We start from the raw sequence: 16909 nt of genomic DNA, 5'->3' as shown, positions 1-16909 counted from the left end.
TTTGTGGATTTTTCGATTTGCAGAAATAGTCAAACGGGTTATATCTTCGTGCCCAGGAAAAAAATCTATAAAACCAGTTATATGAAAGTTTTGATTATCATGGGTTCTGAGAGTGACAAACCAGTAATGGAAGAATCTCAGAAGTATTTACAGTTTTTCGGTATTGAGAGCGACATGATCGTTGCATCTGCACACCGTAATCCTGACAAGGTTAGAGAACTGTGCATTACAGCCCAGGAGAAAGGTTTTGGTGCAGTAATTGCTGCTGCGGGTATGGCTGCTGCTTTACCAGGCGTGGTTTCTGCTTACACTTCATTGCCAGTACTGGGAGTACCTTTGGAAGGTGGTTTACCAGGTGGCGTTGACGCTTTGTATTCAATTGTACAGATGCCTGCAGGTTTACCGGTAGGAACACTGGCAGTAGGTAAAGCTGGCGCACGCAATGCTGCTGTACTGGCTGCACGTATCCTGGCACTGAGTATTCCGGCTGTTGCTGCAAAAGTTGAAGCGTTTAAGCAGAACGGTTATAGAATTTAGTGTTAGCTTAACAAGATTGCTATCCAGGTTGCGTAAGAATTAAATATATTCGGTTTGAAAACCGACATTCCTGGACAATTAAAATCTAAAGATCATTGACTGAATCTATTATCAACTTAGATAGTATTAATCCCATAGAGTTTTTCGGTGTCAACAACGGAAAACTGGATTTACTAAAGAAAAAGTTCCCATTGTTGAAGATCCTGTCCAGAGGAACCCAGCTAAAGCTGAGCGGCTCACCGGAAGAGGTAGCAACAGCGGAGGAAAAGATTGGCCAGATCGTGAAATATCTGGAGCGAAACGGCAATCTTACCGAGAACTATTTCGAACAAATCCTTGGGGATGAGGAGGGTACAGGTATCGATAATTTCAGTGACCGTAACCCCAATGAGGTACTGGTATTTGGCCCTAATGGCCGAACTGTCAGGGCCCGCACGGCGAATCAGAAGAAAATGGTGCATCTTGCAGACAAGAACGACATCATTTTCGCTATTGGTCCGGCTGGTACTGGTAAAACCTATACCGCAGTAGCGCTGGCAGTGCGAGCGCTGAAAAACAAGGCGATCAAGAAGATCATTCTTACGCGTCCTGCAGTGGAAGCCGGCGAGAGCCTGGGTTTCCTGCCGGGAGATCTGAAAGAGAAGATTGACCCTTACCTGCGCCCTCTCTATGATGCGCTGGACGATATGATCCCAGCTGAAAAGCTGAGCTATTATATGGCCAACCGTATTATCGAGATTGCACCCCTGGCGTATATGCGTGGCCGTACCCTGGATAATTCCTTTATTATCCTGGATGAGGCACAAAATGCGACAGATCTGCAAATTAAAATGTTCCTGACGCGTATTGGCGCTTCTGCCAAAGCAATCATCACCGGCGACCTCACCCAGATCGACCTGCCTAAAAATCAGAAGTCGGGCCTGGAAAAGGCAACCCGCATCCTTCGCAATATCGATGGTATCGGGTACCTGGAGCTGGATGAAGAAGACGTAGTAAGGCATAGGCTCGTAAAAGCCATTATCAGGGCTTACGAGGCTAATAAAGATTAATTCAATGCGGGGCTGGCTAAAAGTCAGATGACTTTTTAGTCAGCCCTTTTTAGTTGTGTGATGACGGAATAATGACGGAACTTTGCAGATTTGATTGTTTAACCCTATTTTTGTTAGTGATATATTAATAATTTATCCACCGCATGACCAATATTCGTCGAATCCTGTTACTACTGGCAGTGATACCAACCTTGCTGCTAAGCAGCTGTAAAAAGAAGGCTACCCCTGATGAAGTGGCATTAGCCTTTATGCACGCCATCCAGGATTCGAACTTTGACAAGGCCAGGGATTACGCCACAAAAGAATCCCAACAGGTAATACAGCTTTATTCCTTCTTCGACGCACGTCGTAGTGAAGCCGAAAGAGAAAAAATTAAAAAAGCCCAGATCACGGTAGTAAAGACGGAAGAAAACGATGCAGGAGACCAGGCCTCCGTTACCATATTAAACTCTTCCGCCAATCAGGAAGAGATCTTACAACTGGTAAAGGAAAGCGGCCAATGGAAAATATCCCTGACATTCGAAAGCATTATTCCGAATTATTCATCACCACAGGGAGGAAATGCCCTGGATTCTACCGGGCTCATGCCTGCCGATACCACTGACGCCCCTGGTGCCGCTGCACCTCCGGTCCAGTAATAGCCTACATTCCGGCCCTTCGTAACCGCCGGGATAATAATAATTTAGCTATTAACGTCGAGTTACGTAATTTTGCCACGCAATTAGCTGCTGCGGGCAGAAATTCCTTTTGACTGCCTTAAGCTTGCATTGAACTATAAACTAAAAAGTAAAGAAAGATCGATTATGATGACAAATCCCTGGCATAGTGTGAGTCCCGGAAATGAAGTTCCACACATCGTGAATGCCATTATTGAGATTCCAAAGGGATGCCGTGCCAAATACGAACTGGATAAAGAGAGCGGATTACTGAAACTGGACAGAGTACTGTATTCTTCCGTTTATTATCCTGCTAACTATGGTTTTATTCCTCAGTCATATTGCGACGATCATGATCCACTGGATATCCTGGTATTATCTCAGGTAGACTGTGTGCCTATGTGTATCATCGAAGCGAAAGTGATCGGTGTTATGCAAATGATCGACGGTGGCGAAGCAGACGATAAAATCATCGCGGTTGCTGCTAACGATATGAGCGTTAACCACATCAATGATATTTCTGAATTACCTCCTCACTTCATTGAAGAAATGCGTCATTTCTTTGAAGAATACAAAACACTGGAAAGAAAAACAGTGAAAGTGGAAGAATTCCAGAATAAAGCAAAAGCGGAAGAAATCATCAAACAAAGCTTTGAAGATTACCGTAAAATATTCAAACAGAGCTAATTCCAGCCACTGTTTAAAACAAAAAACCGTCTCTGCTCAGTAGAGACGGTTTTTTTATGTATTTCAGGGAGACACGTATCTCTCCTACAGCAATCGTTTAATAATTCGCAGTTGGTGTGTACGCAAGCCTGTATCGCTGTTGGTGATACCCTGGTTATCGATAGGATCGATCCGTACCTTCCCGGATGCATGGAGGATCTCATGGTCGTTCAGTAATATTCCCACATGCGTAATCCGGCCCGCCTCATTGTCAAAGAATGCCAGATCCCCTAATTGGGCTTCCTGAAGGAAATCCACCGTATTTCCCTGAGTGGCCTGCTGATAGGCATCCCTTAAGAGCGGAATTCCCACCAATTTGTAGACATTCTGCGTTAATCCGGAACAATCCACTCCAAACACCGAGCGCCCACCCCATAAATAAGCCGTATTCAGGTATTTCATGGCTGCTTCAAGGATTAGTGAGGGCATGTTGGCGGCGGGAACGGTTGTCTCCCCGAAATTACCAGTAATATGCACGGCAAAATCCCCCCATTGGGCGGAGGACTTATTCCCTTTTACCAGGCAGCCAAAAGGGACCTGCATAGGCGCTCCATTCAACTGGACGGTATTTACCCAGTCTGGCAGGTAAGCGGTAGCCGGTTGCTGATAAAATTCCTCATCCACCAGCTGCAAATGGTTCTCGGTAGCCCAGCCCGTATAATCGTCGTATTGGTTCTTCACCTGTACCCATCCTCCCGGCGCAGATGTCAATATTTCAACGCATTCGCCCCAGAGGAGCTGGGAAATCATTTCGCTTCTATGTGCCGCTTCCATGCGCAATGGCGCAACAGGCACAGTAACTACTGCATATGGCATATGAATTGTATAAGTCCGTTTTATAATCCCTAGTTAATCTTGTTACCGCAGTGAACTTTTTCCGATTTAATACGTAAATATAAAATATATAGTTTATGCACCAGCAGTTAACCAGTTTATCGGACAAAGAACTAATATCCCGGACCAGAAAACTCAAAGACCGGGAGGCAGAAGGCGTATTGATGGATAGATACAGTCACCTGTTAGTGGCCATTACGCTGCCACAGTTGCATAAGAATCCCAGCCTCGACCCCAACGTAGTTTTTCCAGGCTTATTACAGCGACTGAGCGCCAGTTTAAGAACCCAATCCATTTATAAAGCCAACGAATGGATGCTTCATATACAGCGCGGATACATGGCAAAGCAGGAAAAAATCCTCCCCTTCTACCCTTCCAGAGAAGTACGGGATTTCCTTCACATAGAAAATATAGTGGAGAAAGCCAGCACCAATACCATTGATCGCCAGGAGCTCATCGTACGACTGGAACAGGCATTACAACGACTTCCGGAAGAAGACAGGGAAATCCTGCAGGAATTTTATATAGAACAGAAAACATTTGCTGATTTGACAGCCTCCAGAGGCTGGAACCGCGACAAAGTCCGTCACCAGCTGAAAGCGGCGAAAAACAAACTGGCAAAGCTTTACATTAATCAGTCCCATGTTAAATAATTCGTCCCATAACGACAAGGTAATCAAGATTTTCTCTGGAATCCGCTGCCTTAGCAAAGATCAGCTCCCCCGCTATCTGGAAGGCAGACTAACGGATGTAGAGAAACATCTTGTGGAACAGCATCTGGCCGACTGTGACCTCTGTTTTGAAGCTATCCAGGCGCTTGAGAAAGAATCCAATACCGATCAATACAACGATCTCACCGGCAAACTGCAACGATATATTCAACAAAGTATATTGCCAGTATCCCATGTGCAGAAAGTGGCACAGTATACCCGTAAGGAAAGAACCAAAGAGAACCTCCTGGTATACTTCTGGCTGATCGCCTTCGGCGTACTGGGGGTAAGTGGCGTCTATGTGTTGAAAGGACATATGCGCAATGCCCCTACCATGCCGCGACTCATGGTTTCTTCTGTAGCACCTGTTCCTGAAACAAAAGATACTACCACTACCGCTGCCACTCAGGTGGACAACGGGGAAAAGCCAGTGGCTGCTCAACCGATTATTGCGGCCAACCATGCCACCCCTGCGCATCAGTCGGCGCCTGCTCCTGCGCCCAATCCTGCGCCCGCAACGCCTATTCCTACGGCCAATACCACTGCTATTCCACCCACCAAACCAGCGCCTGCGCCGGTAAAAGTAGATTCGGTAAAGCTCAAACAACTGGCGTTAGAACGTGCCGCCAAGAAAAAAGCGAGAGCGGATAGTCTTGCTAAAGTACAGGCAGCTACTGCAGAAGCAAAGAAACAGGACAGCCTGAAGAAAGCTGCCGCAGCGGCGGAGAAAGAAGAGCAGGATCGGGAGGCCGCAGAAAAACAGGCCAATGCCGCCAAAGCACAGGCAGCTCCACCCTCTGATCCGGTGAAAAAAGAGGAGCCTAAAAAAGATGCGCCAGCATTGACAAACAGCGATGAAAATCTTTATAAAGCCGCCATGCAGCTGCAACAGCAGGGAAGCATTAACGAGGCCATGGACAGATACAGGCGTATTGAGGCGAATGGAAACGGAAAATATGTGGAGATGGCGCGCTATCAACTGGCCATCTGTTATCGCAGTAAAGGGCAAATGGGAAAAGCCAGAAGAATGTTTAAGGAAGTGGTGAAGATGGATGGGAGCTTGAAAACTGCGGCCCAGCAAGCATTGGATACGATGTAACAACAACTTATCAATACCGCATTTAACAAAAGGAAGGGCTGACAGCGATGCTGTCAGCCATTCCTTTTGTTAAATGCAGAAAATAAAATATAATCTCTCCTATCTTATTATTTTTATTTTAGATGGACTTTATGGAATTTTGCCATATGCTGCATCTTAGAAGCAGCATTCCATTTTAAAGCCTGTGAACAATCCAGAAATACAAAAACTAACAGACCAGGAATTACTTCAACGGTATAAAGCTGACAGCCACAGCGAGTGGATAGGCGTGCTCTTTGATCGCTATGCTTTATTGTTACTGGGTATGTGTATGAAATACCTGAAGAACGAAGAAGATGCGAAAGATGCGGTACAACAGATATTCCTAAAAGTATTATCCGAGGTAAACAAGCACGAAGTCCAGTACTTTCGGGCCTGGATATACCAGGTGGCGAAGAATTACTGCCTGATGCAAATCCGGCAGAATCATATGAAGTATAAGGAAGAGATTTCTGACCAGACGATGGGTAGTATCACTGTGGAAGAAGAAGATAAGCGAAAGCATCAGGAAAAAGACCTTATGCTGGAAAACATGCAGCAGGCCATGGCAACGCTGAATGAAGAACAGCGCATCTGTGTGGAACTATTCTATTTGCAGAAAATGTCTTACCAGCAGATTGCCGATCAGACAGGATATAACCTGATGCAGGTGAAGAGCCATATACAGAATGGCAAACGAAACTTGAAAATAATACTGGAAAAACAACAACGCGCAAACAAGAGTTAATTTGCATCAAGTGATATGAACGAGCATTTCAAAGATATATTTGTCACAACAGGTTGCCCTTCACAGCAACAGTTACTGGACTATGTTCAGGGAAGACTGACGCCTGAAGAGCAGCATGAAGTGGAGATGCATCTGGCCGACTGTGAGTTGTGCAGTGAAGCGCTGGAAGGACTTTCCGCCATTCAGGATAAAGAAAAGATCCCTGCAATGGTTCGGGAAATGAAATGGGACCTGCTGAAAAAGCTGCATAAGAAATACAGAAAGAGCAGAAGGCCGGATAATTATAATATATACCTCACCGTTATAGTGCTGGTGATAATATGTATTGTACTGGCGTTGTTCTGGGGATATCATTTTTATACGCATCCCAAGTAACAGGGAAACAGCGCTGTACTAGTACAGCGTTCTGTTCTCTTTATGTTTCCACTCTTCGAACACATGTAAGGCGGAGGCATCCGGCATATGTATCATCGGTATTTTCCGGGCATCCATAGGCCGATTAATTTCATCATAGATAAAAGAATCATCGAAATCGATCGCTGCCGCATCCTCGCGGGTATTGGCGAAATACACCCGGGCAGGTCTTGCCCAATAGATAGCGCCCAGGCACATAGGGCATGGTTCGCAGGAGGTATAAATCTCACAGTCATTCAACTGGAAAGTTTGCAGTTTATTACAGGCATCGCGGATAGCCATCACTTCTGCATGTGCGGTAGGATCATTGTTACAAAGCACCTGATTCCATCCCTCTCCTACTATTTCATCCCCTCTGACAACAATAGATCCGAAAGGACCGCCATCACCGGTTTTCATTCCTTTTGCAGAAAGGGCTACTGCATACTGCATGAATCTTTTTTCTCTTTCTCCTATCATATACTGGTTATTTGATCCCTACTAATTTACTCAATAAAAAAGAAAACCCCGCGAGGAATCGCGGGGCTTATCGTAAACTATGTATCGTCGTATTTAGAATTGCTTATAGACTTAGTTATTTCTGATTACAACAACGCCATCAAACACATCGATTAAAACCGGTTTGGTTTTGTCTATATCACCTGCCAGAATTTTCTTACTAAGCAGATTGATAATTTCCTTCTGGATAAGGCGTTTCAGCGGACGGGCTCCAAACTGCGGGTCGTAACCTTGTACAGCGAGGAACTCAAGCGCATAATCAGAAAATTCCAATATCATGCCACTTTTCGCCACCATATCCTTCAGTTGTTGTAATTGTATGTTAATAATTCCTTTTATTTCTTCCCTCAACAATGGCTGGAACATAATCACTTCATCCACACGATTTAAGAACTCAGGGCGGATCGTAACTTTCAGCAAGGCCATTACTTCTTCCTTGGTTTTATCTACGATTTGTTCCCGGTTACTGTCGTCAATGTTTTCGAAGTTTTCCTGTATCACCTGGCTACCCATGTTGCTGGTCATAATGATGATGGTGTTTTTGAAGTTCACCACGCGGCCTTTGTTGTCTGTCAGACGGCCATCATCTAATACTTGCAGCAGAATGTTAAAGGTATCCGGATGCGCTTTTTCGATTTCATCCAACAATACCACAGAGTAAGGTTTACGTCTTACGGCTTCTGTCAGCTGACCGCCTTCATCGTAACCAACGTATCCCGGAGGCGCTCCTACCAGTCGGCTCACACTGTGTTTCTCCTGGTATTCACTCATGTCGATGCGGGTCATCATGGTTTCATCATCGAAGAGGTATTCCGCGAGGGCTTTCGCCAGTTCCGTTTTACCTACGCCGGTAGTACCGAGGAAGATAAAGGAACCGATAGGACGACGTGGGTCCTGGAGTCCGGCGCGGCTGCGGCGAATGGCGTCAGATACGGCGATGATGGCTTCTTCCTGGCCCACTACTCTCTGATGGAGTTCATCTTCCAGGTGAAGCAGTTTATCTTTTTCGCTCTGCATCATTTTTGACACCGGGATACCGGTTGCTTTCGCAACGTTTTCCGCGATATCTTCCGCATCCACTTCTTCTTTGAGCATGCGTTTATGGTTAGCGGAAAGTTCTTCCAGTTCCAGGGTAAGATCCGCCACTAATTTCTCTTGTTCTTTTACTTTACCATAGCGAATTTCCGCTACCCGACCGAAGTCGCCGTTACGTTCTGCCTGTTCTGCTTCCAGTTTCAGGTTTTCTATGGCTGATTTAGCGTTCTGGATTTTATCTACCACTTCTTTTTCTGCCTGCCATTTTGCTTTGAAGGTATTACGTTCATCGCTGAGGCGGGAGATTTCTGCGGCTAGTTCGCTCAGTTTATCTTCATCATTTTCTCTTTTGATCGCTTCTCTTTCGATTTCCAGCTGACGTATTCTGCGTTCCAGTTCATCCAGTTCTTCCGGCATCGAGTTCATTTCCAGGCGCAGTTTAGCGGCGCTTTCATCGATCAGGTCAATGGCTTTGTCGGGCAGGAAGCGATCGGTGATATAGCGGTGAGACAATTCTACCGCCGCAATGATGGCTTCGTCTTTGATCAGTACATGGTGGTGACTTTCATATTTTTCTTTCAGTCCGCGGAGGATAGAAATAGCGTCTTCCACGCTGGGTTCATCCACCATTACTTTCTGGAACCTACGTTCCAGGGCTTTATCTTTTTCGAAATATTTCTGGTATTCGTTGAGGGTGGTAGCGCCGATAGCACGGAGTTCACCGCGGGCCAGTGCTGGTTTCAGGATGTTTGCTGCATCCATTGCACCTTCCATAGCGCCTGCACCAATGAGGGTATGAATTTCATCAATGAAGAGAATAATTTCCCCATCGCTTTCCGCTACTTCCTTCACTACGCCTTTGAGTCGCTCTTCAAACTCGCCGCGGTATTTAGCACCGGCCATCAATGCGCCCATATCGAGTGCATAGATGATTTTTGATTTCAGATTTTCGGGCACGTCGCCGTTGATAATCCGATGGGCCAGTCCTTCTACGATAGCGGTTTTACCAACGCCTGGTTCTCCCACCAGGATTGGGTTGTTTTTAGACCGGCGGGAAAGGATATGCAGGGTTCTGCGGATTTCCTCATCTCTGCCGATTACCGGATCGAGCTTACCTTCGCGGGCCAGTTCGTTCAGGTTTTTAGCGTATTTCTGGAGCGTATTATATTGTGAACCGCCAGATTGGGAGTTCACTGTTTCTCCTTTACGTAGTTCTTTGATGGCGGTTTTCAGACCTTTCTCTGTGAGGCCGGCATCTTTGAGCAGTTTGGCGGAATCGTCGCTGCCACCGAGTATTCCCAGTAACAGGTGTTCAACGCTGACAAACTCGTCTTTAAATTCTTTTATAGCGGCGCCAGCGCGGAGCATAGCGGTATTGGCATCGCGACTGAGCATTTGCCCGCCTTCCCCACCGGCCATGCGGGGATATTTTTGCAACTGTTCGTTGAGTTTACTATTGAGGAAGGTGGTGTTTACATCATTCTTCTTCAGTAAGTATTCAATCGGGCTGTCCTGGTCGTCCAACAGGGCTTTGAGAATATGCCCTGTTTCTATGGCCTGGTTCTGATGGTTGAACGCCAGTTGTTGCGCCTGTTGCAGTATTTCCTGCGATTTAATAGTGAAATTATTAAGATTCATAAGTTAATGTTTTCTCCTTTTTTGTGTCATCAAACGTGTCTTTCTAACAACAAAGCGTAAACCAATGTTTTCCAATCGGCAATTTTGACAGTTTATTGCTAAATGATCTGCAGTTTTAGCAGAAAATAGTAACAGTCACTGCTAAATTTGCATCATATTGCATCATTCACCTATATTATATTCGCCACATAAGAATGATTATGAAGAGACACTTGTATTTTATCGTTTGTGCGTGTGCGTTAGTGATGCATTTTTGTCCTGTCCAGGGACAAACTTTCAAACTGGCAGTTACTCCCGGTGAAGTGGGGCCAGTTATTCAGCGTTACAGGTCAAAATATCCGGATTGCAACCTGTTATTGCAGTGTAAGCCGGGCGCCTGGTACCTGGACAGTACGATTGTAATTACTGCCAGTATGACTAACGGCAAAGGTTATACGGTATTAGAGGGGGCCGCCGGCAAGACGGTAATCAGTGGAGGTCAAAAGATCCAGCCTAACTGGGAAACCTGGAAAAATGGCATATTTCGGGCAGCGGTGGATGTTCCTTATGAATTTGATCAGTTATATATTGATGGGCAGCAGCAGGTAAGAGCGAGATATCCTAATTACGACGCCACTGCCAGGCATTACCATGGCGCCGCCGCCGATGCCATCAGCAAAGAGCGGGTAGCCAGCTGGAAGCATCCGGAAGGCGGATACATTCATGCTTTGCACAGAGCGGAATGGGGCGGTTATCATTATCGTATCACCGGCGTGAATGCAGACAGTACCTTACAACTGGAGGGCGGCTACCAAAATAACCGGCAGATGGGTATGCATAAAAGTATTCGCTTTGTGGAGAATATCCAGGAAGAGCTGGATACTGCCCAGGAATGGTTTTATGACAAAGCAAACAAGTACCTGTATTATAAACCGGCGCCCGGAACGAATCTGAAAGGGGCCGCTGTTGTGGTTTCCCGGCATAAAGAACTGATTGTCCTGAAAGGCAATGCCGCACATCCGGTGAAGAACTTCACGGTGAAGGATATACGATTTACCCAATGTGCCGCTACGTTTATGGATACACGTGAACCACTGCTGCGAAGCGACTGGGCTATTTACCGGGGTGGCGTCATTCTAATGGATGGTACGAGGAATTGCGCTGTAAAGAACTGCGATTTCAATAATAATGGCGGAAATGCGGTGTTTTTAAGCAATTATAACCGGAGAGACACGATTTCTGACAACTACATCCATGACATCGGGGGCAACGGCATATGCTTTGTTGGCAATCCGGATGCCGTAAGGTCTCCCCTATTTGAATACGGCCAACGGCAGGACTTCAGCAGCATAGACACCGCTAGAGGGCCTAAAAACAGCCATTATCCGGATTCCTGTGCAGCTATCGACAACCTGATACACGATATTGGCCAAATTGAAAAGCAGGTAGCTGGGGTGCAGATCTCTATGTCGGCCAACATTCTGGTGCGTCATAACAGCATTTACAATCTGCCCAGATCGGGAATTAATGTGAATGAAGGTACCTGGGGCGGGCATATCATTGAATACAACGACGTGTTTAATACGGTCCTGGAAACAGGCGATCATGGCTCTTTTAATTCATGGGGCAGAGATCGCTGGTGGTATCCCGACCGCAAAGAAATGGACAGCCTGGCCGCCTTGTATCCCTGGTTGGTTGGACAGGATGCTGTCTCCCCAACGATTCTCCGTTACAATCGTTTTCGTTGTGATCATGGCTGGGATATTGATCTGGATGATGGATCTTCCAATTACGAGATTTACAGCAATGTTTGTTTGCATGGGGGCCTGAAACTACGGGAAGGGTTTAATCGCAAGGTATCCAATAATATCATCATCAATAACTCTTTTCATCCGCATGTATGGTTTAAAAACAGCGGGGATGTATTTGTCCATAATATTGTGATGACGGGCTATCAGCCGATTGGCATCCACTACTGGGGAAAAGAGATCGATCACAACTATTTCCCTGATCTGACGAGTTTAAATGTCGCACAGATATTTACAGACAGAAATTCTAGTTACGGCGATCCACAGTTCAGTAATCCAGGGAAAGGAGATTACCATGTGAATTCCCAGGCTGCATTAAGAACAGGTTTCCGCAATTTTGATCAGCATCAGTTTGGCGTTACCGCTGCCAGACTGAAGAAAATTGCGCAGCAGCCGGTATTTCCTGAGTTAACCATTGCGACCACTGAACAAACTATCTCTTGGGATTGGAAAAACGGCACCTTCAAAAATATAGAAACATTAGGAGAGCGTTCTGCGACAGGTATGCCGGATAATGAAGGCGTACTGGTGGTCAAGGCGCCGCAGCCTGCATTTGGACTGAAAGATGGAGATGTGATATTACAGGTTGGGAATAAGAAGATTACGCAACTGAATGAATTAAAAGCAGTTGTTGATCAGATAAATTCCAATAGCAAACTCACGGTATTCCGCGGCCAGCGAGCCATTACCTTGTAAATGGGATTACAATAAAAAATGCGCCGATTGGCGCATTTTTTATTGTGGGGTATTAATGGAGCTTATATCTTTAATGTAACCAGGATTGGATTAACTCCTGATTTTCGGACATCCAGTTGCGTACACCTTTTTCTTCGTTACCATCTGCTTTGGCTACTTCGCCCAGCAGGGAATTCAGTTGGGTGTCTGTCAGTTTGAATTTGCGGAAGAAATTCACAGCTACCGTATCACGGACTGTAAACTCATTATTCGCGATGGTCAGGATTTTCTCTGTATCGCCGAATACTTTCTTCGGGTCTTCCAGGAATCGCAGTTTATATTCCGTGAACATGAAATGCGGCTGCCAGCCGGTGATAACGATGGGTTGCTTTTCTGCAATGCTTTTCTTCAACGTTGCCAGCATGGCCGCTTCGCTGGAAGATTGTAATTTATAATCCAGTCCGTATTCATGAATGGCGTCTTCTGCTTTCGTCATGATACCGGCGCCGGCATCAATGCCTACCACTTTACCATCGAATTTTGCTTTTTCCTTTTCCAGGTCGGCAATGCTTTTCGCATCTACATAGTCTGGTACTACGAGGCCGATTTTTGCGCCTTCAAAGTTTGTATTGAGTACGGTGATTTTTTCACCAAAATTTTCCATGTAAGTTTTGTGGGTAACAGGCATCCAGGTATCCAGGAATACATCTGCGTCGCCACCTGCTACTGCTGCGAAAACCGGCGCTACGTCCGCATTCTTGAGCGTTACGGCATAACCTTTTTTCTCCAGCACATTTTTAGCCAGTTGCGTCATGGCGATACCTTCCGCCCAGTTGACATAAGCGATGGTAATTTTCTTATCGCCGGAACTATTGTTCTGACAGGCGGAAACAGCTATCAGTAGCACCGCCAGTATTGCTAACATTGTTTTTCTCATCATCATGTTTTCCTCGTTATATTAATTACTGGTTTTTTTCATTCTTTTTTTCCCGAAAGACTGTGTAATACGATCCAGGATAATTGCCAGGATCACCACGGCGATACCGCCTTCGAAGCCGACACCTATTTTCAGTTGGGTGATACCTTTCAACACGATTTCTCCGAGTCCACCGGCAGCAATCATGGCCGCAATTACCACCATAGATAATGCCATCATGATGGTCTGGTTCACACCAGCCAGGATGGTAGGCATTGCCAGGGGCAGTTCCACTTTCAGCAACAGTTGCGTAGATGTTGCGCCAAATGAACGCGTAGCCTCCACAATGTCTTTCGGAACCTGTTGGATGCCTAAAGTGGTGAGTCGCACTGCTGGCGGCATGGCAAAGATGATCGTGGCAAATACGCCAGGCACTTTACCCAGTCCGAAGAACAGTACTGCTGGAATCAGGTACACAAACGCGGGCATGGTTTGCATGAAATCCAGGATAGGGCGTAATATTTTGCCTACCATATTATTTCTGGCAGCCCAAATGCCAAATGGTATGCCAATTAAGAGGGCGATACATGCAGACACTAAAATAAGTGCCAGTGTTTCCATGGTTTGCGGCCAGTAGCCCATACCGTAGATCAGGCCTAATCCGAGTAATGTGAATACGCCTGCGGACCATCCTGCTCTTCGCCATGCAAATATGGCCAGCAGTAGGATGAGCACGTACCATGGCATGATACCAAGTACCCACTGCACAGCGTTTACCATGGCTTCCACTATGTGTTTAACGGATTTAAAGAAAGGTCCGAAATGCAGTGTCAGCCAATTGATGAAATGTTCTATATATTTTCCTATTTTAATCATATTCGTTTAGTCGTAAGGGTTATAAAGTCTGACTCCCTGTTGTTTCGATGATCAGGGCAGTCTGTGAAATAAGTCCCAACAGTTTGTTGGTTTCAGGGTGCACTACAGCAACTGGTTTATCGGTTTCTGCGATAAACGGCAGCATTTGTTCTACCGTCGTATCCGGGTAGGCCACGGGAACTTCCCGATGGATCACGGCTTCGATGGTTTTATCCCCGCGTCGTTTTACTTCGAGTACTTCATGGAGGTATACGAAGCCTAGAAAATGTTTATCTATCGTGACAGCCGGCAGTATGTTGAGGCCGGTGGAACGCATTTTACGGAGACTTCCTTCAGGGCCATCTTTTCTGAAAATGGCGGTAACAGGCTTGGTATCCATGAGAGAAGAAGCGGTGATAACAGCTTTCCGATCCACTTTTTCCACGAAGGAAGACACATATTCTGTTGCTGGCGTAGTGAGGATTTCCTCCGGCGTGCCTACTTGTATCACTTCTCCATCTTTCATGATCGCGATGCGGTCTCCTAATCGGATAGCCTCATCCAGGTCGTGGGTAATGAAGACGATTGTTTTATGCATTTTCTCCTGGAGGTCCATCAGTTCATCCTGCATTTGGGTGCGAATCAGTGGGTCCAGTGCGGAGAAAGCCTCATCCATCAGCAGTACTTCCGGATCGTTGGCGAGGGCTCTGGCCAGGCCTACACGTTGTTGCATACCACCGGAGAGGCCAGAAGGCAGTTGTTGTTCATAGCCTTTGAGGCCAACGAGTTCAATTACTTTTGCGGCTTTCTCGTTTCTTTCTGCTACGGGAACGCCTTGTAATTCCAGTCCGAATGCGACATTCTCCATCACGGTACGATGCGGGAGCAGTCCGAATTGCTGGAACACCATACTGATCTCTTTACGACGGATTTGTTGGAGTTCCTTATCGTTGAGCGTAGTGATGTTAGTATCATTGAGGAAGATGTTTCCGGAAGTTGGTTCTATCAGTCGGTTCAAACATCTGAGGAGACTGGATTTTCCACTTCCGGAGAGGCCCATGATAACAAAGAATTCACCGGGTTGGATGTCAAATGAAGCCTCCTTCACACCTACTGTGCATCCTGTTTCCGCGAGGATTTCCGCTTTACTGGCTCCTTCATGGAGCATGTTTAAAGCCTTTTCCCGATCGCGTCCGAAGATCAGTGTAATATTTTCTATTTTAAGTTTAGGTATCATCATTCGTTTATTTTTGTTAGAAATAGTAACCGATATTGATATTAAACCGGCTATGCCATTTTTCCCCTGGCGTACCGGAAGCCAGCGCATCGTCCCAAACGGGGCCGAGCCATGGATGGTTTTTACCGGCGGCCCAATCGATATAAGTAAAGACAGGACCTGCTGTCACCATACATCCCAGCACATTCATCTGCGTATTTTCAAATCCGGAAATGGTTTTATCCATCAGTGAATAATCGTTATAGAAGGTCAGGGTGCTGACAGGCCCCCATTTTACAGGGAGCGTATATGCCAGGGAGGCAGTATGTATAAACGCTTTTGCAGCCACCTGATAGGAGGCGCCATAGGCCGCCATATCAATGGCATTTTTAAACTGCGTTGAGTCGTTTACGTTATATTGGTAATAGAGTGACTGTAGTTTTAAATTCCATCGTTTCCAGTTCAGGTTTGCATGCACTGCCTCAGCGTAATGACTGCCCATTTCTCCGGAGGGGATATTGTATAATCCGCCAGCCATCAGGGATGCGCCTATGCTACTATTATTTTCCAACAGGTATTCTACGCGTGCATTTCCCTGGTTTACCTCTTTATTTCTACCTGCCACATCGTAGGAATAGCGGCCGGGATCGATGGCAGTTTTATCGCCGAAGTTCAGTTCCTCTGCGTTTTTGAAGAAGGCCAGCTGATATTTCCAGTGTCGTGCTTTTCTTTCGAATTTGATTCCCATATCATAATCATCTTCTTTTCCCACATAGTATGGCAGGTTAAAGAACCAGCTATGGGAATTGTAGGTGATATTTCCGAAGGGCACTTGCGTCAGGCCGATATCCAGGCGGGTACTATCGTTGAAGTGCCAGGTTACATAGCCTTCTTTGAGCATACCGCCGCCGAAATCTTTTGAATAAAAGCGGTATTCAGCATGGAGTGATAATTGTTTCCATGCGGCATCTGCGTTGATGCGAAACATATCGTATCCGAAATCGCCTCCTCTTTTCACTTGTTCTTTTTTCCAGGAGGAGTTGTTGTAATTGAATCGCAATGCCCCTCCGATATGGAGTTTCGGTTTATCGTTTATTTTCGTACTATCCTGACCGTTAGTTATCATTGGAAAGAAAAGGAACAGGCAGCAGCAAATAATTTTCCATTCTTTTCGAATACGGTTGGCAACAGTTGATGTAATGGCATAGGAGGTCCTAACCATCCATGATTCTTCAATCATAGCAGTCATAGTTCTAATATGTTTATGCTGATCGTTTTCCTCTGCGACACAGGAATCCCTGTGCAGGAACTGCACTGAAACAGTTATTCGGAAATGAAACCGGACACGATGTGGTCCGACAAGTGATCAATACCAATAAATATTGACTGTTCTATCGTAATGAGCGTGCTCGGAAGGCACTTTAAACAGTCTAAAAATGCAATAAAGCACAGCGAAGATACAAAAAAAAGGACAGGAAGCCAAACGATTTCTTAAAAA

General features: G+C 45.8%; 16 protein-coding genes. 9 read left to right on the top strand and 7 right to left on the bottom strand.

The window, feature by feature from the left end:
• Window positions 1-81 precede the first annotated feature (81 nt).
• The 4 genes from purE to CLV59_RS13840 all read left to right on the top strand — a co-directional run bounded on the left by purE (window position 82) and on the right by CLV59_RS13840 (window position 2929).
• Entirely contained in the window at window positions 82-537 is a 456-nt protein-coding gene (gene purE / locus CLV59_RS13855; RefSeq protein WP_111592916.1) for a 5-(carboxyamino)imidazole ribonucleotide mutase, read from the top strand.
• A 95-nt stretch (window positions 538-632) separates the two neighbouring features.
• Window positions 633-1586, top strand: a complete 954-nt coding sequence (locus CLV59_RS13850; RefSeq protein ID WP_111592638.1) for a PhoH family protein — start codon at window positions 633-635, stop codon at window positions 1584-1586.
• A gap of 143 nt (window positions 1587-1729) precedes the next feature.
• Complete coding sequence (locus CLV59_RS13845) at window positions 1730-2224, top strand: nuclear transport factor 2 family protein (protein WP_111592637.1); 495 nt, start codon at window positions 1730-1732, stop codon at window positions 2222-2224.
• Window positions 2225-2389: 165 nt separating this feature from the next.
• Entirely contained in the window at window positions 2390-2929 is a 540-nt protein-coding gene (locus tag CLV59_RS13840; protein ID WP_211323857.1) for an inorganic diphosphatase, read from the top strand.
• A gap of 84 nt (window positions 2930-3013) precedes the next feature.
• On the opposite strand, the gene CLV59_RS13835 is transcribed toward CLV59_RS13840, so the two are convergent.
• Window positions 3014-3784 carry a C40 family peptidase gene (locus tag CLV59_RS13835; protein WP_111592635.1) on the bottom strand — a complete coding sequence of 257 codons (771 nt, stop codon included), beginning with the start codon at window positions 3782-3784 and terminating at the stop codon, window positions 3014-3016.
• Between the two features lie 95 nt (window positions 3785-3879).
• Here CLV59_RS13835 and CLV59_RS13830 point away from each other — a divergent pair, with 95 nt between their 5' ends.
• The 4 genes from CLV59_RS13830 to CLV59_RS13815 all read left to right on the top strand — a co-directional run bounded on the left by CLV59_RS13830 (window position 3880) and on the right by CLV59_RS13815 (window position 6752).
• On the top strand, window positions 3880-4455 hold the full coding sequence (locus CLV59_RS13830; RefSeq protein ID WP_111592634.1) for an RNA polymerase sigma factor: 576 nt from the start codon (window positions 3880-3882) through the stop codon (window positions 4453-4455).
• Window positions 4445-5611, top strand: a complete 1167-nt coding sequence (locus CLV59_RS13825) for a zf-HC2 domain-containing protein (RefSeq protein WP_111592633.1) — start codon at window positions 4445-4447, stop codon at window positions 5609-5611. Before CLV59_RS13830 ends, CLV59_RS13825 begins: the two co-directional genes overlap by 11 nt.
• Window positions 5612-5795: 184 nt before the next feature.
• Window positions 5796-6377, top strand: coding sequence for an RNA polymerase sigma factor (locus CLV59_RS13820; protein WP_111592632.1), 582 nt, complete (start codon window positions 5796-5798; stop codon window positions 6375-6377).
• Between the two features lie 15 nt (window positions 6378-6392).
• Window positions 6393-6752 carry an anti-sigma factor family protein gene (locus CLV59_RS13815; protein ID WP_111592631.1) on the top strand — a complete coding sequence of 120 codons (360 nt, stop codon included), beginning with the start codon at window positions 6393-6395 and terminating at the stop codon, window positions 6750-6752.
• A gap of 18 nt (window positions 6753-6770) precedes the next feature.
• On the opposite strand, the gene CLV59_RS13810 is transcribed toward CLV59_RS13815, so the two are convergent.
• On the bottom strand, window positions 6771-7250 hold the full coding sequence (locus tag CLV59_RS13810; RefSeq protein ID WP_111592630.1) for a nucleoside deaminase: 480 nt from the start codon (window positions 7248-7250) through the stop codon (window positions 6771-6773).
• Window positions 7251-7361: 111 nt separating this feature from the next.
• The gene (gene clpB, locus CLV59_RS13805; protein ID WP_111592629.1) at window positions 7362-9962 is read right to left on the bottom strand and encodes an ATP-dependent chaperone ClpB; all 2601 of its coding nucleotides are present in this window, start codon (window positions 9960-9962) and stop codon (window positions 7362-7364) included.
• Window positions 9963-10162: 200 nt separating this feature from the next.
• Here clpB and CLV59_RS13800 point away from each other — a divergent pair, with 200 nt between their 5' ends.
• Window positions 10163-12445, top strand: a complete 2283-nt coding sequence (locus tag CLV59_RS13800) for a PDZ domain-containing protein (protein ID WP_170137747.1) — start codon at window positions 10163-10165, stop codon at window positions 12443-12445.
• 70 nt (window positions 12446-12515) lie between these two features.
• Here the strand turns inward: CLV59_RS13800 and CLV59_RS13795 are convergent, their stop codons facing one another.
• Genes CLV59_RS13795 through CLV59_RS13780 form a run of 4 tightly spaced genes read right to left on the bottom strand, consistent with a single transcriptional unit; the run spans window position 12516 to window position 16660 of the window.
• Window positions 12516-13349, bottom strand: a complete 834-nt coding sequence (locus tag CLV59_RS13795; protein ID WP_211323855.1) for a glycine betaine ABC transporter substrate-binding protein — start codon at window positions 13347-13349, stop codon at window positions 12516-12518.
• A gap of 33 nt (window positions 13350-13382) precedes the next feature.
• Window positions 13383-14216 carry an ABC transporter permease gene (locus tag CLV59_RS13790; protein ID WP_111592626.1) on the bottom strand — a complete coding sequence of 278 codons (834 nt, stop codon included), beginning with the start codon at window positions 14214-14216 and terminating at the stop codon, window positions 13383-13385.
• Window positions 14217-14235: 19 nt separating this feature from the next.
• Window positions 14236-15435, bottom strand: coding sequence for a quaternary amine ABC transporter ATP-binding protein (locus tag CLV59_RS13785; protein WP_245950866.1), 1200 nt, complete (start codon window positions 15433-15435; stop codon window positions 14236-14238).
• A 13-nt stretch (window positions 15436-15448) separates the two neighbouring features.
• Window positions 15449-16660 carry a hypothetical protein gene (locus CLV59_RS13780; protein ID WP_211323853.1) on the bottom strand — a complete coding sequence of 404 codons (1212 nt, stop codon included), beginning with the start codon at window positions 16658-16660 and terminating at the stop codon, window positions 15449-15451.
• Window positions 16661-16909 lie beyond the last annotated feature (249 nt).

The sequence above is a fragment of the Chitinophaga dinghuensis genome, from assembly GCF_003259435.1.
Classification (GTDB): Bacteria; Bacteroidota; Bacteroidia; order Chitinophagales; family Chitinophagaceae; genus Chitinophaga; species Chitinophaga dinghuensis.
This window is presented reverse-complemented; position numbering and strand designations above follow the sequence as displayed.